Annotated in this window: 16 protein-coding genes; 9 read left to right on the forward strand and 7 right to left on the reverse strand. The window is 62.1% G+C overall.

The window, feature by feature from the left end:
- Positions 1-393: helix-turn-helix transcriptional regulator (locus VGM61_RS04740; protein ID WP_331521584.1), on the forward strand; the 393-nt coding region annotated here is incomplete at its 5' end.
- A 181-nt stretch (positions 394-574) separates the two neighbouring features.
- Positions 575-1462: a HipA domain-containing protein gene (locus VGM61_RS04745; protein ID WP_331521585.1), complete on the forward strand. Its 888-nt coding sequence runs from the start codon at positions 575-577 to the stop codon at positions 1460-1462.
- Here VGM61_RS04745 and VGM61_RS04750 read toward each other — a convergent pair.
- Positions 1428-2987 carry a tryptophan halogenase family protein gene (locus VGM61_RS04750; protein WP_331521586.1) on the reverse strand — a complete coding sequence of 520 codons (1560 nt, stop codon included), beginning with the start codon at positions 2985-2987 and terminating at the stop codon, positions 1428-1430. The two genes, VGM61_RS04745 and VGM61_RS04750, sit on opposite strands and share 35 nt — an antisense overlap.
- Positions 2988-3166: 179 nt before the next feature.
- Here VGM61_RS04750 and VGM61_RS04755 point away from each other — a divergent pair, with 179 nt between their 5' ends.
- The 3 genes from VGM61_RS04755 to VGM61_RS04765 all read left to right on the forward strand — a co-directional run bounded on the left by VGM61_RS04755 (position 3167) and on the right by VGM61_RS04765 (position 9297).
- Positions 3167-5575 (forward strand): TonB-dependent receptor, encoded by a 2409-nt coding sequence (locus tag VGM61_RS04755; protein ID WP_331521587.1) that lies wholly within the window; start codon positions 3167-3169, stop codon positions 5573-5575.
- Between the two features lie 153 nt (positions 5576-5728).
- Complete coding sequence (locus VGM61_RS04760) at positions 5729-6760, forward strand: LacI family DNA-binding transcriptional regulator (RefSeq protein WP_331521588.1); 1032 nt, start codon at positions 5729-5731, stop codon at positions 6758-6760.
- Positions 6761-6780: 20 nt separating this feature from the next.
- The gene (locus VGM61_RS04765; RefSeq protein ID WP_331521589.1) at positions 6781-9297 is read left to right on the forward strand and encodes a glycoside hydrolase family 3 protein; all 2517 of its coding nucleotides are present in this window, start codon (positions 6781-6783) and stop codon (positions 9295-9297) included.
- Positions 9298-9312: 15 nt separating this feature from the next.
- Here the strand turns inward: VGM61_RS04765 and VGM61_RS04770 are convergent, their stop codons facing one another.
- Positions 9313-10002: an SDR family NAD(P)-dependent oxidoreductase gene (locus VGM61_RS04770; RefSeq protein WP_331521590.1), complete on the reverse strand. Its 690-nt coding sequence runs from the start codon at positions 10000-10002 to the stop codon at positions 9313-9315.
- 260 nt (positions 10003-10262) lie between these two features.
- On the opposite strand from VGM61_RS04770, the gene VGM61_RS04775 reads away from it, so the two are divergent.
- Positions 10263-11390 carry an alpha/beta fold hydrolase gene (locus VGM61_RS04775; protein ID WP_331521591.1) on the forward strand — a complete coding sequence of 376 codons (1128 nt, stop codon included), beginning with the start codon at positions 10263-10265 and terminating at the stop codon, positions 11388-11390.
- Between the two features lie 113 nt (positions 11391-11503).
- The gene (locus tag VGM61_RS04780; protein ID WP_331521592.1) at positions 11504-12046 is read left to right on the forward strand and encodes a DNA starvation/stationary phase protection protein; all 543 of its coding nucleotides are present in this window, start codon (positions 11504-11506) and stop codon (positions 12044-12046) included.
- Positions 12047-12076: 30 nt separating this feature from the next.
- On the opposite strand, the gene VGM61_RS04785 is transcribed toward VGM61_RS04780, so the two are convergent.
- Positions 12077-13804 carry an MOSC and FAD-binding oxidoreductase domain-containing protein gene (locus VGM61_RS04785; protein ID WP_331521593.1) on the reverse strand — a complete coding sequence of 576 codons (1728 nt, stop codon included), beginning with the start codon at positions 13802-13804 and terminating at the stop codon, positions 12077-12079.
- A gap of 171 nt (positions 13805-13975) precedes the next feature.
- Between VGM61_RS04785 and VGM61_RS04790 the strand changes: the two genes are divergently transcribed.
- Positions 13976-14404, forward strand: coding sequence for a low affinity iron permease family protein (locus VGM61_RS04790; RefSeq protein WP_331521594.1), 429 nt, complete (start codon positions 13976-13978; stop codon positions 14402-14404).
- Here VGM61_RS04790 and VGM61_RS04795 read toward each other — a convergent pair.
- Positions 14401-15165 carry a LytTR family DNA-binding domain-containing protein gene (locus tag VGM61_RS04795; protein WP_331521595.1) on the reverse strand — a complete coding sequence of 255 codons (765 nt, stop codon included), beginning with the start codon at positions 15163-15165 and terminating at the stop codon, positions 14401-14403. The two genes, VGM61_RS04790 and VGM61_RS04795, sit on opposite strands and share 4 nt — an antisense overlap.
- On the reverse strand, positions 15162-16280 hold the full coding sequence (locus VGM61_RS04800) for a sensor histidine kinase (protein WP_331521596.1): 1119 nt from the start codon (positions 16278-16280) through the stop codon (positions 15162-15164). The genes VGM61_RS04795 and VGM61_RS04800 overlap by 4 nt, the downstream gene beginning before the upstream one ends.
- Positions 16281-16453: 173 nt before the next feature.
- On the opposite strand from VGM61_RS04800, the gene VGM61_RS04805 reads away from it, so the two are divergent.
- Positions 16454-16873: a hypothetical protein gene (locus tag VGM61_RS04805; protein WP_331521597.1), complete on the forward strand. Its 420-nt coding sequence runs from the start codon at positions 16454-16456 to the stop codon at positions 16871-16873.
- Here VGM61_RS04805 and VGM61_RS04810 read toward each other — a convergent pair.
- Entirely contained in the window at positions 16863-17057 is a 195-nt protein-coding gene (locus tag VGM61_RS04810) for a transposase (RefSeq protein WP_331521598.1), read from the reverse strand. The genes VGM61_RS04805 and VGM61_RS04810 overlap by 11 nt on opposite strands.
- Positions 17054-18403: a TolC family protein gene (locus VGM61_RS04815; protein ID WP_331521599.1), complete on the reverse strand. Its 1350-nt coding sequence runs from the start codon at positions 18401-18403 to the stop codon at positions 17054-17056. Before VGM61_RS04815 ends, VGM61_RS04810 begins: the two co-directional genes overlap by 4 nt.
- Between the last annotated feature and the right edge of the window lie 57 nt (positions 18404-18460).

Here is an 18460-nt window from a genome sequence, read left to right on the forward strand (position 1 = left end):
TGTCTTTACATAGTTTATGGATGGATGTATGCTAAGTGTATGAAAAATATAAGTGATCCGCCCATTTTTCAGACTCCTCGCCGGGTTGCCACGGAGGATTTGGCAGAGGAGGTGGGCGCACGAGTCCGTCGGCAACGGGTCGCTTTTGGATGGCGACAGTCGGAGTTGGCATCACGCGCTGGCGTGTCGGTGCAGACTATCCATGCAATGGAGAATGGCCGCTCGATTTCATCAGACAACTTTTTGCGGGTGCTTTCGGCGCTTGAACACGGAGTGGATGTTCTAAAGGTTTTGGAGCAACCTCATTTCCCGAGCATGGAAGCCTTCGATCGTTTTGAGGCATTGGGGCAACGGAGCGCGGGCACGGCAATTCGTGCGCGTGTGAAGCCTTGACTGATTGGCGCGCGTGGCTAGCCCATCCGATTCATCGGCTGGATGTTTTTGCGGATGATGGCCCATTACCGGTCCACATAGGTCGGCTGGCTTACACCGTTGCCACCGGGAAAGCGCTATTCGAGTGGACTCCGGAAGCCCTGCAGGGGGCACGCGCCTATTCGCCCTTGGCCATGCCCTCATGGGTGATAGCCAATCCGTAACCCTCTCCCTTGCAGATCTGGGTCAGCAGATTGACGAGGCGATTGAGGGACATCTGGACGAGGTCTCCATGGAACTGTTGATGGCGGGAAGTTCGCACCAGGGCGCACGTCCCAAGCTGATGGTGGACCTCGACTCGACAGGCGCAAGCGCGCGCGTAAGTCAGGGAAAAACCGTGCCTGGTTGGGACGCCTGGCTGATCAAGTTCGCCGGCGTAGACGAAACGCGTGACGCCCCCAATCTTGAGCAGATGTACATGGATCTGGCCCGGATGGCGAGCATCGAGGTCGAGGATACCAAGCTCATGATGGTTGGTAAGAGGATAGGGTTTGCTACCCGTCGCTATGATCGCCCGCCAGGCAGCCGAGTGCTTTGCCACACCCTGGGCGGCTTGACCCATCAGTCACACAGGGATGCCATTGATTTCGATTACGCGATGGTTGCGCAGGTGATGAGAAGGCTCGCCATGCATGCCGACCACCTCGCCCAGGGCTATCGCCGGGCGGTGTTCAATGCCGTCATGGGCGTCCGCGACGATCACGTCAAGAACTTTGCCTTTATCCTGGATCAAAATGGGGAATGGCGGCCAACACCGGCCTACGATTTGACCTTAACGGGCGGCCAGAATGGCTACCATACGATGACCTACGCCGGAAGCGCCGCTGCCGAGCCTGCGCATACGGATTTGCTCCGACTGGCCGAAGCTTATGGCCTGGAAGTAACCTCGGCGACGCAAATCATCGAAGAGGTGCAGGACGCCGTCGCTGGTTGGGAACCTATCGCCAAGGCCTGCGAAGTAAGCGCTTCGTCGGTCAAGGCCGTGCGTGATCAGTTCAAACGAAGCCACGCAGCGATGAAGGGATCTTAGCCATACGCTCGACCAGTGCACGGTGCCCGGGCAAGTCACGCGAAGCGAGTACTGCGGCGGAGGCGATATTGGCAAACTCGCGCCTGGCGTCTTCCATACGCAAATAGAGTGAAGCGTCGATGGTTGTCCTGTATTCCATGCCGTAGAGGATGTACTGCCAGCTTGCCGGCAGGAACATCTCATGGTCGGCGACAAAGTCTAGCCGGTGAGGGGGACGATGCCGCCAGCTGGCGAGTTTGTTTCGGAGTGTCTCCGGGATGGTCTCAGGGTTGCGGTTGTCTTGCCAGAATGCAGAGTCTTCCCGTTGGGAGAGGCAGTAGTGCATCTTGAGAAAATCGATGATGCGTTCATAGCGTTCGCTGAGCGCATGGTTGAAGACGTGTGCGGTGCGTACCATGTCGTCCGGGTCGCCGGGCAGCAGGTGGGCAACGAGGTAGGCGGAAAGCTCAATCAGGGCAATGCCGGTTGACTCAAGCGGTTCCAGGAAGCCGCCGGCAAGCCCGATGGCGACACAATTCCTGACCCAGGGCCGTGGACGGTAACCACTCTTGAACTTCAGCAGCCTTGCTGAATGTTCCTGGCCGTGTACGCCAAGATAGGTGCGCAGGACGGCCTCGGCCTGGTCATCGCTGGTGTGCGCAGATGAGTACACGTAGCCGGTGCCCCTCCGCTGCTGCAGGCCGATATCCCAGATCCATCCGGCCTGCGCAGCATGGGAGACGGTGTACGGACGGATGGGCGCGTCAGGCGCGGGGTAGGGCACCTGTAGCGCAACCGCGCGGTCGACAAACAGGACGTCTGAGCGGTCCAGGAATGCCGAGCCGAGGGCCCCTCCAACGAGAACGCCCTTTTGCCCTGTGCAGTCGATATAAAGGTCCGCCGAGAGTGCTCCCGCTTCTGGCGTAAGCACGGCGGCAATGTCGCCGTTTTCAGCAAGCCGCACGCCACTGACCGTCGCTTCAAGCTGACGGACACCGAGTTTTTTTCCATGCGCGGCAAGGACGGCGGCGAACCTGACAGCGTCAAAGTGGAAGGCGTGGTTCAGAGGACCTTGCCAGTCCGGGTCGCGTTCATGCTTGGGCGCCCGGTCATGGCCCGCCACGTAGTCTTGCATCGTGACAGCCGAGGCAAATGACTGGCCGGTTGGTGCGTGGCCGAGCAGCCAGTAAGGCAGCAATTCGATGCGGGAGGCCCCGGTACTGGGCGCGCTGAAGGGATGAAAGTAGTGTCCAGGTCCCGGTGCGCCGGGTGGCCTGACCCAGTGTTCAAAGCGGATGCCTTGCTTGTAGGTAGCGTCGGCTCCGACAAGGAACGTGCGCTCGTCCATGCCAATGGCGGAAAGCATGCTGCGGATCGATGGAAAGGTTGCCTCACCCACGCCGAGGATGCCGATGGACGGGGACTCAACCAGGGTGACTTGCACCGCCCGCGCATCGGTTGAATTGAGGGTTCGCGCCAGGTAGCACGCGGTAAGCCAACCCGCGGTGCCGCCGCCGACCACGAGGATGTGCTTGATGTATGCCATGGATCAGTACCCCGGATATTTGTTGCAATGCGACAAGCTTCTTGTAGGAAACGCGACTAGCATCGTCCCATGACAGCGCTGTCATGCCATTTTCTGACAGCGCTGTCCTAGCATGCCATAGGGCCGGCAGGGGGTTGCTGGCGACGGGGCATATTTCGTGGGCGGAGGGGAAACAATCTATGAAATTGCGTTATTCGGCTTTGTACATGGCGGTCGCTGCGGTACTCGCCACATCAGCAATGCAGGCGGCTGCCCAGGACGCTGCCACTGACACGGGCGCCTCGAAGAAAGACATCAAGCAACTTGACGCCGTCCAGGTGAGCGCCACCAAACGCGAGACGCCGCTGCAGAAGACACCGGTGGCCGTGACCGCCATCACGCCTGATGCGCTCGACAAAGAGCGGGTGATGACGGTGCAGGACCTGACCAAACTGGTACCCGGTTTCCAGGCCACCACGCAGGGCGATCATGGTGTCATTACCTTGACCATGCGTGGCATTGGCAACGACAGTGCCAAGACCGAGTACGCCGACCCTGAAGTGGCGACGTTCGTCGACGGCGTGTACTCGCCGCGGCCCGAGGCGGCTGCGGGCTTGCTGCTGGACATGGACGGCGTTGAAGTGCTGCGCGGACCGCAGGGTACTCTCTGGGGGCGTAATTCAACCGCGGGTGTGGTGAGCTTCCAGACGGCAAAACCCGAGCTCGGCAGTTTCTACGGCAACGCGTCGATCGAGGCGGGCAACTACAGCATGCTTGGAACGCGCGCGGCGGTGAATCTGCCTGTGAGCGACACTTTGGCGTTCCGCGTAGCCGTAGCCCACCAGGAGCACGACGGCTACGTTGACTACCAGAACCCGTCCTCGCAGCTGCCCTCGGTGGCCCAGCAACAGGCGACCTACCTCGCCGGTGGTGGCAACCCTGCAGCCTTCCAGCCCATCAACACGCACAACTACATCACTGGTGGCGATAAATACAACGCGCAGGATCAGTCTGCCGCGCGCATCAGCGCGCTCTGGCAGCCGTCCGATGCGTTCCAGTGGAATGTGTCCTACGAGTACTTCAAGGACCGTGGCACGCCCAACATGAGCCTGATGCAGCACCCCCGCGACGGTCAGGATTTCTGGTCCGCGTTGATGGACACGGCGCCTTACGAAAAGCGTGATTCATCCACCGTCCGCAGCCGCATGGACTGGACCCTCACCGACTCGATGCAGCTGAGCTACATCGCCGGCTACAACCGGTATTCGGGCAAGAGTGACTTCGACCAGGACAACGGTGCGGTGTTGCCCACGAGCTTTACCACCGGCGGTGTCTTCCAGGAGGACCGCACGAACTATTCCAACTACGAGAACTACAGCCACGAGATCGACCTGAAATCCACTGGTGAGCAAACCCTGGACTGGATCCTCGGCCTGTATTACTCCGCCGAAGACAACAACATCCGTTTTGACATTCCCATTCTCAACGGCACCCAGCAGGGCACCGTGAACTGGCAGGGCGCTTTCCTTCAGCCGGAAGAGACGGTGCAATCCAAGGCTGTCTTCGGCCAGGCGACCTGGCACATCACCGACGGCCTGCGCCTGACCGGTGGCCTGCGCTGGTCGGACGATGAAAAGCGTAACGACGGTGGCCGTGGCTGGGGGTGGAACTATGACCCGACCGTGCCGCAGTCGCCGATTTCGCCGGATGTCGAACCCAGTGCCGCGAACGGTTTCGCGGTGTCCACGGTAAACGATGCGAAATACTCCAACCACAAGGTGACCTGGCTCACCCGGCTTGATGCCGATGTGAGCGAGCACGGCCTGGTCTATGCCAGTGTATCGACGGGCTATAAGTCCGGCGGTACCCAGGATGCAGGCGCGCTGTACAAGGCAGAAACCCTGACCAACTATGAAGTGGGCAGCAAGTTCGCCTTCTGGGACGGCCACCTGACCTGGAACACCGCGGCTTACTACGAGAACTTCAAGAATTTCCAGCTTTCGGCGCCCATTACTTACCCCAACGGCAACCGCGGGCTTGGTTTTTCCAACGTACAGGGATCGACCAAGGTCATGGGCCTTGAGTCCGAACTGGCCTTCCAGACCCAGGACGACCGGGCGAACCTGGTGTTCTCGGCCATTCCCAAGAAGAAGCTCGGCACACTCAAGTACGCGGGCAGCAATGACTACCAGGGCCTTCCGGCCTGCTCCCCGCAATCGGGTATCTCCAACTGCATCGACATCACGGGCAACACGTTGCCGCATGCACCCGGCGCCTCGCTTACCGCCATCTACGAGCACGACTTCCATCTGTCCAATGGCGGTCGCCTGACGCCACGGGTGAGCGCGCAGTATCAGTCGCGGCAGGAGCTGAGCGTGTATAACCTGGGCGCCGGCGACGAGCAGCGTGCCTACGGGCGAGGAGATGTCTCGTTGCGCTATTCAGAACCGAAGGACCGCTGGTACGCCGGGGTGTTCGTGCAGAACGTCACGGATGGAAAAGTGCGCACCAATGCCGCCCGCTTCGCACTGCCCGATGGCTCGTTCACGTACGTATCGGAATACCTTCCGCCCCGGACGTACGGGGTCAACTTCGGCGTCTGGTTCTAGTTTCGCGTTCCCCTCCCAAGGTGCGCCGGCGCCCTCGAAAGGGGGCGCCGTCTTTTGGCTGGCCGATCGACCGTGCTGCCGGGAAGGTCATCGCCTAGACTAGTGGCAAATTCGCATGCGAGCGGCAGCCGTACTTGAGGTAAAAGGGTGGTAATGAGCAAGGGCACAGCAGCGACGGAACAACGTAGGCCTCCCCGTCTGGAGGATGTGGCAAGGCTCGCTGGCGTCTCACCCAAGACCGCGTCCCGCGTGCTCAACAAGGAAGCTTACGTCCAGGAAGACACCCGAGAGCGGGTTCTGCGGGCAGTGAAGGATCTGGACTATCGGCCCAATCCCTCGGCACGAAGCCTGGCGGCCAACCGGTCGTTCCTGGTGGCCATGCTGTATGACAATGCATCGCCCAACTACACCATGCAGGTCCAGAACGGTGTGCTGCAGGCCTGTGATGCCAACCACTACGGCATGGTCATGCGTCCGATGGACTCTACCAGTGCGCAGTTCGTCGAAAGAGTCGAGGCATTGATATCCGAACGGCGCCTGGATGGCCTGGTGCTTACGCCGCCCATTGCCGACCACCTGCCTCTTCTCAAGCGGCTGGACCGGGCCAAGGTGCCTTACGCCTGCGTATCTCCCCGGAGCAGGAAAGGGGCGGGTGCGGATATGGACGAGGTAGCGGCTTCCTGCGAAATGGTGACCTATCTTGCATCCCTCGGCCACAGGCGCATTGGCCACATCATGGGGCCAGCCGATCACGGTGCGGCAGACTGGCGCCTGGAAGGCTACAAGCTAGGTCTGAAGGCTGCCGGGCTTAAGTTCAATGCATCGCTTCTTGCGCGGGGCACTTTCCTGTTCGACTCAGGCGTCGCCGGGGCTGTGAAGCTTTTCAAGCTTACCGATCCGCCCACCGCCATCTTTGCCGCCAACGACGACATGGCAGCTGGCGTCATCTGGGCGGCCAACAAGGCAGGCATTGATGTGCCGGGTGAACTGTCTGTCAGCGGGTTTGATGACACCCCGCTTTCCCGCCAGATCTGGCCGCCGCTGACGACCATCCACCAGCCGTGCCAGGACCTTGGACGCATTGCGTGCATGCAGCTCTTCGCGCGCATCCGCGAAGGTCGCGGCGCACTGATACGCGCGCCCTACTCAATGTGTATCCGCGAGTCGACCGCGCCGCTTCCTTAGAATTCACCTGGGATTTCTTCATGAAACTTGCTTTTGCCATCGGCGTGATCGTGGCTTCGGGCCTGCTCAGTCAGCCGGTTAGTTCGGCCGACACCACTGTCCACCCGGAACAATGGCCCGCCGTGCAATGGCCGTTACCGCAGGATGCAAAGATCGCTTCGCGCGTGCAGGCGTTGATGGACCGCATGAGCGTGGAAGAAAAGGTCGGTCAGATGGTCCAGGCCGATCTCAACTCAGTCACTCCCGACGACGTGCGTCGCTACCACCTGGGATCGGTGCTGGCTGGCGGCAACTCCAAGCCTGGCGGCCTGCCGAAGGCTGGCGTTGCACAGTGGCAGGCGGCAGCCGATGCGTTCTGGCGTGCCTCAACCGACAAGAGCGCAGGCGGGCAGGGCATTCCGGTGCTCTTCGGCATTGACGCCGTACATGGTCACAACAATGCAGTGGGCGCCACGCTGTTTCCGCAGAATTCCGCCCTGGGTGCCATGCGTGATCCTGCGCTGATGGAAAAAATCGGCGCGGCGACTGCCGCTGAGGTGCGGGCCACCGGCATCAGCTGGACCTTTGCACCGACGCTTGCCGTCGTGCGTGATGACCGCTGGGGGCGCAGCTATGAGGGTTACAGCGAGGATCCATCGATCGTGGCTGCCTACTCGAAGGCCATGGTCGAAGGCCTCCAGGGCAAGGTAGGCACACCTGCCTTCCTCGACACTATGCACGCCGTGGCCACCGCCAAGCATTTCCTTGGAGACGGAGGCACCACCAACGGCAAGGACCAGGGTAGCGCCGACATCAGCGAGGCGGACCTTCGCACCATTCATGGCGCGGGCTACCCGCCGGCAGTGGCGGCGGGGGTGCAAACGGTGATGGCCTCGTTCTCGGCGTGGAACGGGGTGAAGATGCACGGCAACAAAGCCTTGCTTACCGACGTGCTCAAGGGCCGGATGGACTTCGGCGGCTTTGTCGTCGGCGACTGGAACGGACACGGGCAGGTCCCGGGTTGCAGCAATGACGACTGTGCGGCCGCGATCAATGCCGGTGTGGACATGCTGATGGCGCCGGACAGCTGGCGCGGGCTGGTTGAAAACACCGTCCGGGAAGTCAAGGCAGGCCAGATCACCACGCAGCGCCTGGACGACGCCGTTCGCCGCATTCTTACCGTGAAAGTCCGAAGCGGCTTGCTCGATGCCGGCCTGCCTTCGGCGCAGCCGGCAGCGCGCCAGGCTTCAAGCATCGTGGGAAGCCCGGCGCACCGGGACCTGGCACGCCAGGCGGTACGTGAATCTTTGGTGCTGCTCAAGAACAATGGTGGCTTGCTGCCGCTCAATCCCCGGTCCCGGATTCTCGTTACCGGTGATGCGGCCGACAGCATCTCCCGCCAGAGCGGAGGATGGACGCTCAACTGGCAGGGCGTCGGCCTGACCAACGCCGATTTTCCCGGTGCGCAGTCGATATGGGCCGGCATCAAGGCGCAGGTGGACAAGGCCGGTGGCACGGCCGTGCTGTCGACCGACGGAACCTTCTCGGAGAAACCGGACGTTGCCGTGGTGGTCTTCGGTGAAGAGCCCTATGCCGAGTTCCAGGGCGATATTCCCAACCTGGCCTACCGGCCGGGCGATGACCACGACCTGGAACTCCTTCGCGCCCTGCATGCCAGGCATATCCCCGTGGTCGCTGTATTCCTGAGCGGACGTCCGCTCTGGGTCAACCGGGAGCTCAATGCGTCCGATGCTTTTGTCGCCGCGTGGTTGCCGGGCAGCGAAGGTGAGGGCGTGGCCGATGTGTTGCTCCGCGACGCGCATGGCCAGATAGCGCACGACTTCCGGGGCCGGCTCGCTTACTCATGGCCTCGGACAGCAACGCAGACGCCGCTGAATCTTGGCCAGGCCGGGTACGACCCTCTCTTTGCCTTTGGCTACGGCCTTACCTATGCCACCGCGCATGACCTGGGCGTGCTCTCAGAGAACTCTGGGGTGAAGGGGCAGCTGGTGCAGCCCGGCTTGTTTTTCGACCGGGGCAAGGCGGTCGCCGGCATGCAGGACTATCTCGTCGGTGCGAACGGTAAGCGGGTGCCCGCCCGTGTCGCGCCGACGCATTCGGACGATGGCGCCGTTTCCATCGCATCGGTGGATTTCAAGGCACAGGAGGACGCACGTCGCTTGCGGTGGACACAAGCCCATGCCCGGTTCGTGCTTGAGTCTGGCAAGGCCCTGGACCTGGAACGCGAGGTCAATGGCGATGTGATGCTTGCCCTTTGGGTACGCGCGAAACCATCCAGCAGCTCGCTTCGGATCGGCATGAACTGTGGCCTGGGTTGCGAAGGCATGGTTAACCTTGCGCCGACGCTTGCCTCGGTTCCACCCGATACGTGGGCAAGGATCGGTATCCCGCTTAAATGTTTTCGCGTCGCCGGAACGAACATGGCGAAGGTGATGCAGCCGGTGGTACTCGAGGGAGGCGATAGTGCGGATATTGCCGTTTCGCGGGTATGGCTTGGCATGGATGTGGACAAGGTGGTGGATTGTCCGACGCATTGAGCTATTCACCCGAACTTAGAACTTCTCCACCCAAGGCCGGACCTCCAGCTCCCATGACCATGCGCTACGGTGCTGGCGCAGCAAGTCGATATACGACTGTGCAATCGCATCCGGATCGAGCGTGCTGTCTGATGGGTCGGCGCGTTCGCCACGCACAACGCCATCAATAACGATATGCGCCACATGGATCCCCTTCGGCGCCAACTCGCGCGCAGCACTCTGTGCCAGGCCTCGTAACGCGAACTTGCCCATGGCAAAAGGGGCAGAGAGGGCAAAGCCTTTGATGCCCGCGGTAGCGCCCGTCAGCAGAATCGCACCTTTGCCGGCCGGCAGCATGCGTTTGGCTGCCTGCTGTACCGCATAGAAGGCGCCGAGTGCCGATACGGCGACAGCCTGCTCAACCTCCGTGGGATCCAGCTCCACGATGGGACCGCGAACGCGGCCGCTGGCGTTGTAGATCACCAGTTCCGGAGCGCCGATCCTTGCATCCGTTTCGGCAAAGAGCCTCTCAACCTGGCTTGCGTCTGACGCATCAGCCGCCAGTGCGATCGCACCTGTCTCTTCAACCAGAGGCGTCAGTTTGTCTATGTGCCTGGCGGCGATCGCCACCGGAATGCCGGCCGTTCTCAGGAGCCGGGTCAGGGAACCGCTGATGCCCGGCCCGGCACCGATGATGAGCGCGCTGCGATAGGGGATGTCGTTCATGGCTTCACCATGGGATGGGCGGTGGGATAACGAGTGTACGGCTCTTCCATTTGCACATCCGCCCGAAGCTGGGGATGCTGCCGCAGGAAATCCGGTAGGTGGGGAATAATTTCCCGCGTGGCCAGGTATTCACTGCCGGCCTCGATGAGGAGCACCATACGGGTAGTGCGTGTGAGGAGGGTGGTGCCTACTTCCTCCCCAAGCGACGTGATGGCCCGTTCAAATACCACAATGCTCAACCTGCTGGCGAGGAGCCAACGATGTCCCACCAGGACTTTTCCTTTACCAACCTCAAAGGCGAGCGCCTGGCGGGAAAGCTTGAACGCCCGGACGAACCCGTGCGTGGCTGGGCCGTTTTCGCGCACTGCTTCGCCTGCAGCAAGGACAGCCTGGCGGGGGTGTACATCACCCGGGCCCTGGCCCGTGCGGGAATCGGGACGTTGCGATTCGACTTTGCCGGTGTTGGCGCCAGCGAAGGCGCGCCCTTCGCCGGCGGTGTGGAAGGTGACGTGCAGGATGTCATCTGCGCCGCCGAGGCGATGACCAAAGCCGGCATGGCGCCCACCCTGCTGGTCGGCCATAGCCTCGGTGGTGCTGCCGTGATCGCGGCGACGGGCGCCATCGGTTCGGTACGCGCCGTGGCTTCCATCAACGCACCTTTCCACAAGGCCGTGAATGGACTGGCGTGCCCCTTGCTGGTGATGCACGCCCCGGACGACCCCCATGTGGCTATTTCACAGGGTGAGGAAATCTTTGCCGCTGCCCGGTATCCCAAGAGCTTCGTCGCGCTTGATGGCGCGGATCATTATCTTAAGGACCGCTCACAGACCACCTATATAGCGACGGTGCTCACCGCCTGGGCTTCGCGCTATCTCGAACCGGTGGCCGAAACACGTGCCCTGGGCCAGGATGGCGACGTGCTGGCTGAAGAGACAGGGGCAGGGCTCTTCCAGTTGGCCATGCGCGCAGGCGGCATCCGTTTTCTCGCCGATGAGCCGGTGAGTGTGGGAGGGCTCGGCTCAGGCCCCACGCCGTATGACCTGGTCTGCGCAGGCCTTGCCGCCTGCACCACGATGACCGTCCGCCTTTATGCGCGGAAAAAGGGTTTGCCCATCACCCACATCCGCACCGCGGTGGGGCACGTCAAGGACATTGTCCAGCCGAGGCCGGATCTTTTTTCCCGCACGGTTTGTTTCGAGGGGGATATCACCGACGAGCAGCGCGCACGGGTGATGGAAATAGCCGACCGCTGCCCGGTGGATATCACACTGTCATCCGGTGCACGGATCCAGACGCGCTTCGGTGCGCCACCGGCAGGAGCAGATCCGGTGGATGCCCACGCCGAAGAGATGGTTGAGACGGTGGAATTCCCCGGTGAGGATGGATGACCTCGCCCGGCGCGGTGTGGCGCATGCATCGCCACGCCATCACCCGATCGAGTGACCCCATGTGCCCCAGGCAGGCGTATGCTTGAAGGGGTCACCCGCCCGGAGCTTCCCGCATGAAAGCCAAAAACAAAGTTCTGAAACCCAAAGACAAGGCGGAGGCCATCAAGCGCCGCAAGGCGCCCCTGAAAACCCCGACCGACCTCGGCCCCGAGGCAACCCGGGATATCTCCGGCGCCCTCAATGCATTGCTGGCCGATGTGTTCGCCCTGTACCTGAAAACCAAGAATTTCCACTGGCACATGTCAGGCCCGCATTTCCGGGAATGGCACGAATTGCTCGATGGCCATTCAGGTGAACTGCTGGCGATGACCGATGACATCGCAGAACGCGTGCGCAAGGTAGGCGGCACCACCGTTCGCTCGATCGGCCAGATTTCCCGCCTGCAGCGCATCGAGGACAACGACGCCGACTTCGTCACGCCCGAGGGCATGCTTGCGGAGCTGCGTCAGGACAATGTCCAGCTGATTGCCGAAATGCGCGCCACGCATGAAGTGAGCGCGGAGGAGAACGACGTGGCAACCACGAGCCTGTTGGAGAACTGGATCGACCAGGCCGAGAAGCGCTCGTGGTTTCTCTTTGAGACGCTCCGCACCTGAGTGGGTTACTTGCCCAGATGGGCCTTGACGCTAAAGATCCAGTGACACTGCGCTCCCGGGCACGGAGCAGCAGATAAGCGCGTCGCCTTCCCCGGGTGGCTCGAGGGGGTTGGGTTCGTAGCTGAGATTGCCGTCGAGCAAGGCACACTCGCAGTTGTGGCATACCCCCGAGCGGCACGACCAGCGGACAGGTACATCGCACGCTTCGGCCAGTTCAAGCAGCGAGCCGAAGCGTGCGTCCCATGGCACGGTCAGTCCACTCCGGGAAAACGTAACCAGGGGGCCGGCTCCCACTTCTCCCTCCGGTGGATGCACCGGTCGGATGGGTAGCGATAGCCCCGGTGTCAAGGCAGGCCCGCTGCCAAAGGCCTCGACGTGGATGTGGGGGTCAGTGACACCCCAGGCTTTGAGATCAGCTTGAAGCTGGTCCATGAAAGCCTTCGGCCCGCAAAGATAGAAGTGCGCGTCTTTCGGCGCGCCCATCGCCTGCACGGCGGCGATCGTCAACCGCCCTGGCTGGTCATACTGCAAACCTAGTGCATCTGTTTCCGTTGGCCGGCTGTAGAGCACCAGGCTCCGGCTTTGAGGAAGGTGTGCAAGGAGGGTGTGGGCTTCGTCCCTGAACGTATGGTCGACACCGTCGCGCGCCCCGTGCGCCCACCACACTGCACGCCGGGTCGATGTCGCCGCAATGCTTCGGAGCATGGCAAGCAGCGGTGTGATGCCGATGCCGGCACTGAGAAAAACGACCGGGAGAGCGTCGTCATCAAGGGTGAATTCCCAGCGCGGGGCGCTTAGCTCTACGAAGGAGCCGGCGTCGACATGGTCGTGCAGGTACTGGCTGCCTTCGCCGGCATCCCGTTTGACGCTGATGCGGTACGCCTTGTTATCGAGATAGGCAGAAATAGAGTAGTTCCGGAGCAGGGGCGGTAGCCCACCTTCGCGCTTCAAGCGCACCACCACGAACTGGCCAGGAAGCGGTGGAGGCAGGGACGAGCCATCGGCCGATTCGAAGACAAACGAACGCACCTGGCGGCTCTCAGGCAAGACGCTCCGCACGCGCATGCGGCGAAAGCCGGCCCAGGCCGGACGATGGGCAGCTGCTCCGGGTTTTCGGGAAGCGGCGAGCATGTCTTCGAACGACGACTGCCATCCCTGGCTGAGTGCCGGGATGCGCAATGCACGTTCAAGGGTGGGAACGTCGTGACCGGGCAAATATAAGAGCGCATCGATGTCGGCAACCGAAAACCGCTCCGGACCTTCGCCGATTTTTTCGATCAGATCACCTGCGCCAATGTCGCCTTCCTTAAGGACGCGGAAGTAAAACCCCGGACGATGGTGGGACACCAGGAGCGACGGCATCTGCGGATGGTTCATCCGCAGGCCAACCCGGTAGCACGTCACGCGCGGCTGGGTGACTTCGAACTCGGCATTGCCGATGCGATAGCGGTCGCCGATGAACACCTCGGCATCCGGAAGTCCGTCGATCGTCAGGTTTTCGCCAAATTGTCCAAGCTCCAGGGGTGGGCGCTTGAGGAAGGCCTCCCAGTACCGGTAGGACTGAATCTGGTAGACCATCACCGCCCGGTTTGGGCCGCCGTGACCGGCCTTGTCGGCCTGTCCGTCACCATCGATATTGAGGGTGTGCACCATGACGCGGCCGGAAACCGGTTGCTTGAATACGGCGGTCCGGACCACCTTGCCCTGCCACGGGACATCCCGGGGCAATCCGACATTGACCGACACTACTGATGCCATGGCCTACTCCCGATGCCGTCACATATTAGCTCCGTGGCGTCCATGGGTGCGGTGGAGATAAGCGCGGCAAAGGACTGGCCGGACCCGTGCCTTCGGCTGCGCGACCGGCCTTTGCAATGCGTTCACGCTTCCCCAGCCTAACTAATGCCTTCATCCCCACCGGAGAGCTGTATGCCCAACATCGGCAAGAATACGGGCGCATTCACCAGGATCGCCAAGTCGGTGTCTTCGGCGGCTGGCCATCCGGCGACTTTCATCGCCGCCGTTGCCGTGGTGGTGATCTGGGCGGCTTCAGGGCCCGCCTTCAAGTTCGGCGATACCTGGCAGCTGGTGATCAACACCGGCACCACGATTATCACGTTCCTGATGGTCTTCCTGATCCAGAACAGCCAGAACCGGGATACCGAGTCGATGCAGATCAAGCTCGATGAGCTTATCTGCGTGGTGAAAGAAGCCAATGATGCGTTGCTGGACCTGGAAGAACTCGATCAAAAGGAACTCGAACGCATCCGCCAGCGTTTTATCGCCAAAGCGAAGCGTTCGACCCAGAACCGCGATCGCGATGCCGATGACGACAGTGCGGGTGGGGAAACGACCTAACGCTCGCCACGCGCCGATACCAGCCGAAGAAACGCTTCGTGCTGGTAGCGGCTCATGCGGAGTTTCTGGCCGGTATCCATGGTGACCACGTGATGGCCGTTGAACCAGGGCTGGATGGTCTGCACGCGGCGAACGTTGATGATGGCCGAGCGATGGATGCGGGCAAAATGGCGCGGGTCCAGTCGCTCGGCCAGGCCCGTCAAGGTCTCGCGCATATCGTAGGCGCGATCGACCAGGTGAACCTGCACGGTATTGCGGGTGGCCTTGATCCAGACGATATCGGCCACGTCGACGAAGATGATGTGGTCGTCGTTCCGCACCGGCACACGTTCAAGATAATCAGTACGGCGCCTCAGGGCGTCGAGCACCTTCTGGATGCCTGAGTTGTCGCCATGCACGGCAACCCGGGCCTTGACCCGCCGCAAGGCCTCGGCAAAGCGGTCGCGGCTGAATGGCTTGACCAGGTAATCCACCGCATTGGCCTCGAAGGCGCGTACGGCGTATTGCTCGAAGGCGGTCACGAACACGGTGGTCGGCATGCGTGATGCGCCGATCGTTGCCACCACGTCGATACCGTTGATGGCCGGCATCTGGATATCCAGGAAGACCAGATCTGGCGACTGATCACGAATGGCCCGCACGGCCGATGCGCCATCGCCGCATTCGCCCAGCACCGCCATGTCGGGATCGTCGCGCAGTAGCCGGACGATGGCGCGGCGCGCTACCGGCTCGTCATCCACGATCAGGGCGCTGATGGTCATGCCGACATCACCTCCGGCGCGTCGTCCAGTTCCTCCAGCTCGCGATAGGGCAGATCGATGCGGCAGACCACGCCTTCGGGCCAGATCATGTCCAGCCGAACCGCTGCGGCATCGCCATACAATTCCCGTAGCCGAAGCTCGGTGTTCTTCAGGCCGATGCCATGTCCGGGGGCTGCGTCGCTGGATGCCTGGCCAGGCTCGAGGGTGCTGTTCCGGTTGCGCACTTCGATGCGTAACGTGCTTCCTTCCCGCCTGGCTTCAATTTCCACGCAGTCGGCGCCCAACCGCTGGCTGATGCCATGGCGGATCGCGTTCTCGACGATGGGTTGCAGGATCAGGCTGGGCACGGCGCAATCGAGGGTGTCCGGCTGGACATAGACGCGCGTGGACAAGCGGTCTTTGAAGCGCATCTGCTGGATACCCATGTAAAGATCAAGCAGCACCAGTTCACGCCGAAGGCTGATCTCCTGGCCTTCCTGGTCATCAAGGAAGGCGCGCAGGAGGTCACTCAGGCGGAGCAACATGTCCTCGGCGGTGATTGCATCCTCTTTAAGCAGGGTGGCGATGGCGTGCAGAGTATTGAACAGGAAATGAGGTTGCATTTGCGACCTCAGCGCCTGCAGCCGCGATTGCGCCAGTTCCGCCACCAGGCGGCTTGCTTCGACCTCGCGCCGCGTTTTCTCCGCATGAAGCTGGGCTGCCTGTTGAATCGCGAACAGGGCCCAATACGTCAGCACGTCCCGTAAAATGTGCCGACTGAACTGGTTGACCTGTTCGCCGAACGAACTGGGCTCGAACGGCGTGGAGACCAGGGCGCCGATCACCAGGGCCAGTGCGGTGATGGCGAAGCTCGCGACCAGTTGTATGACGAGTTTCCGGTAGTCCACTGGAACTTCCAGGGGAAACCTCACGGCAAGATCGAATACCAATGGTGCCAGGGCGGCCCAGGTGTACCACTGGATCATCGACCATCGCAGATAGGTGATGGCGGACCAGCTGTGACCGTCCAATTGATCCTGCAGGTACTTCTGCACCGCGAACAGCAGGACAACGGCCGTCCAGATGGCAAGGTAACGTGCCAGTCCGATTTCGATCGATCCCAGGCGAACTTTCATGGCGGGCGCCCATGTGGGGTTTGGCTCATCTTAGGCGCAGTTATTGTGGCAGCCAAAATAGGGCCGGAATTCTACGATTGGCCCTCGTGCCACGACGATTCGTCCCGAATGTGTGGCGCCAGGCTCGGCCATTCCTGCCTGATGCCCGCGACGCCCCCGTCCGGAGTATCGCCATGCACGCTTACCGTATCGTCGCTGTCGCTTCCGTTGCCGTGGCCGCCCTGGCGGTTTTGGGCGACATGTCCGTCCATGCGGCGGAGCCGCCGTCTCTGTCGCGGGCCCGGATTTTCACGCTGGTCAATGCCACCTCGGACAGCATGCTTTCCGTTGCCCTGGCACCTGCAAGCAGCGGGCAATTTGCCGACGCCTCCCTGGGCGGCCCACTGCAAGGCGGATTGACCTCCACCGCCATTCACATCGCCGCCGGTCCCTGCTTGAGGGACGTCGCTATCGACTTTCAGGGCGGCCGCCACGCTACCTTGTCCCATGTCGACGTTTGCCAGGGGACCGGGCTGCGCGTGACGTCGTCTGTAAACGCTGACTCCACGATCAACTATTCAGCGAAACCTGACGAAAGGCAGGTTAGCCGTTAGTCGGTTCCGGTAGATGGATGGTTGAACGTGGAACGTTCGTTATGTCGTGCTTGCGCAGCCACAGGTACAGGCTGCCGGCTTTGATATCAAGGTCCCTGCAAACCAGGGCGACACGTTCGCGACCGTGGACCACTCGTGCGACAGCCAACTCCTTGAGCGTCTCCGGATAGTTTTTCTTGGTCATTGGCGTGTGCCTCCCGTGGCCAGGGCCAATGCCGCGGCCGCCGTCAGCGCATTGGCGCGTGCGTCTTCCTCATCCGCGTGTGCCTGGCTTAATGCATTGGCTTCCGTCGCCAGGTCGTCGAACGTGGCAAGGCCATGTCGAAACGCATCCAGTGCGGCGTCGTGGGCTATCGTGGCTGCTCGTGTCACTTCAGCGGAGGCGGCGGTGGCCGCCAGTGCGGTCCTGAGTGCGCTGAAAGCTTCGACCACCTGTTTGCCCGCGGCATCCCGCGCGCCGTGGTAGGTGTCGATGGCGGCATCGCGCTCGGCCATGGCAAGGGCGAGCTTTGAGCGCCGCGCACCGCCATCGAAGATGGTCCAGCTCAGCTGCAGGAATACCGCGCCACCGGGCCGGTGGACCGAGGACCAGGGGCCACCGTCCGAGCGCAGGCGCCCGTCATTTTCGAACGCGCTGCCCAGAGCGGCGATCGTCGGTCGAAATTCCGCCTTCGCCGCCCGCACTTCGGCCTCGGCCGCATCGATCTTGCCCTGGGCGGCGATGACGTCCGGTCGCTGGGCCAGTGCCTGGGCTACATAGGTATCAACCGTCGAGACCGGAGGCATGGGTAGCGCGTCTTGGGCGCTATCGGCTATGTCCAGCGTCGTGCCCGGCGGCAGCCCGACGTCCGCTATCAGGGTAAAGCGCGCCACCTCGGTGGTACCTTCGGCTCGTACCAGCGCAAAGCGGGACTGTGCCAGCTGCCGGTCGGATCGCGCCTGGTCAACAGACGTAGCTACGCCGCGGCGATGGCGCTCACTCACCGCCGTGTTGTCGATCTGCGCTGTCTCAAGGCCTTCCCGGGCCGCGCGAAGCTTGCCCATGGCAGCGCCAAGGGCGAAATAGTCGTGGCTTACGGTATAGACGAGTTTTTGATGGGCACCGGTGAAAGCGACGTTGGCCACGAAGGTCATGGCGTTGGCCCGATCGAAAGCCGCGTCGCGTCGTCCGAAATCGAACAGCAACCACTTGGCTGTGAGCGTGGGGATGAATTCCCGCGTGTCGGAGACGAAATAACCCTTGGGCACCAGATTCGAAGGTGCGGCAAGCGGGGTGCGTTGTGCACCGGCAAGGGCCTCGATGGCGAGTTGGGGGAGATAGCTGCTTCGGGCCACACCTGCCGCCGCAGCGGCGGCCCGTGCCTTGTTCCACGCCTCGCGCGTTTCGGGGTTCAGTGTTTCGGCCAGGTCGATAAGTGCGGCCAGGTCGTACCGGCGCTGGGCTACGGGCGCCTCCGGTTCGGTCTGGCTGGAAGGCGTTGAGTGGGGGATGGGCCAGGGTGTCCCGGGCGAGGGCGGTGCTGGCAACACTGGAGGTGTGGCTCCCCACGCCCAAAGAGGCAGCGTCGTGAGCGCGGTCCAGGCCGG

Source organism: Pinirhizobacter sp. (assembly GCF_036499745.1).
In the GTDB taxonomy this organism is placed as follows: Bacteria; Pseudomonadota; Gammaproteobacteria; order Xanthomonadales; family Rhodanobacteraceae; genus Pinirhizobacter.

Coding starts and splice junctions, on each gene's coding strand:
- VGM61_RS04745 (WP_331521585.1), top strand. CDS start 575: ATGGGTGATAGCCAATCCGTAACCCTCTCCCTTGCAGATCTGGGTCAG.
- VGM61_RS04750 (WP_331521586.1), bottom strand. CDS start 2,987: ATGGCATACATCAAGCACATCCTCGTGGTCGGCGGCGGCACCGCGGGT.
- VGM61_RS04755 (WP_331521587.1), top strand. CDS start 3,167: ATGAAATTGCGTTATTCGGCTTTGTACATGGCGGTCGCTGCGGTACTC.
- VGM61_RS04760 (WP_331521588.1), top strand. CDS start 5,729: ATGAGCAAGGGCACAGCAGCGACGGAACAACGTAGGCCTCCCCGTCTG.
- VGM61_RS04765 (WP_331521589.1), top strand. CDS start 6,781: ATGAAACTTGCTTTTGCCATCGGCGTGATCGTGGCTTCGGGCCTGCTC.
- VGM61_RS04770 (WP_331521590.1), bottom strand. CDS start 10,002: ATGAACGACATCCCCTATCGCAGCGCGCTCATCATCGGTGCCGGGCCG.
- VGM61_RS04775 (WP_331521591.1), top strand. CDS start 10,263: ATGTCCCACCAGGACTTTTCCTTTACCAACCTCAAAGGCGAGCGCCTG.
- VGM61_RS04780 (WP_331521592.1), top strand. CDS start 11,504: ATGAAAGCCAAAAACAAAGTTCTGAAACCCAAAGACAAGGCGGAGGCC.
- VGM61_RS04785 (WP_331521593.1), bottom strand. CDS start 13,804: ATGGCATCAGTAGTGTCGGTCAATGTCGGATTGCCCCGGGATGTCCCG.
- VGM61_RS04790 (WP_331521594.1), top strand. CDS start 13,976: ATGCCCAACATCGGCAAGAATACGGGCGCATTCACCAGGATCGCCAAG.
- VGM61_RS04795 (WP_331521595.1), bottom strand. CDS start 15,165: ATGACCATCAGCGCCCTGATCGTGGATGACGAGCCGGTAGCGCGCCGC.
- VGM61_RS04800 (WP_331521596.1), bottom strand. CDS start 16,280: ATGAAAGTTCGCCTGGGATCGATCGAAATCGGACTGGCACGTTACCTT.
- VGM61_RS04805 (WP_331521597.1), top strand. CDS start 16,454: ATGCACGCTTACCGTATCGTCGCTGTCGCTTCCGTTGCCGTGGCCGCC.
- VGM61_RS04810 (WP_331521598.1), bottom strand. CDS start 17,057: ATGACCAAGAAAAACTATCCGGAGACGCTCAAGGAGTTGGCTGTCGCA.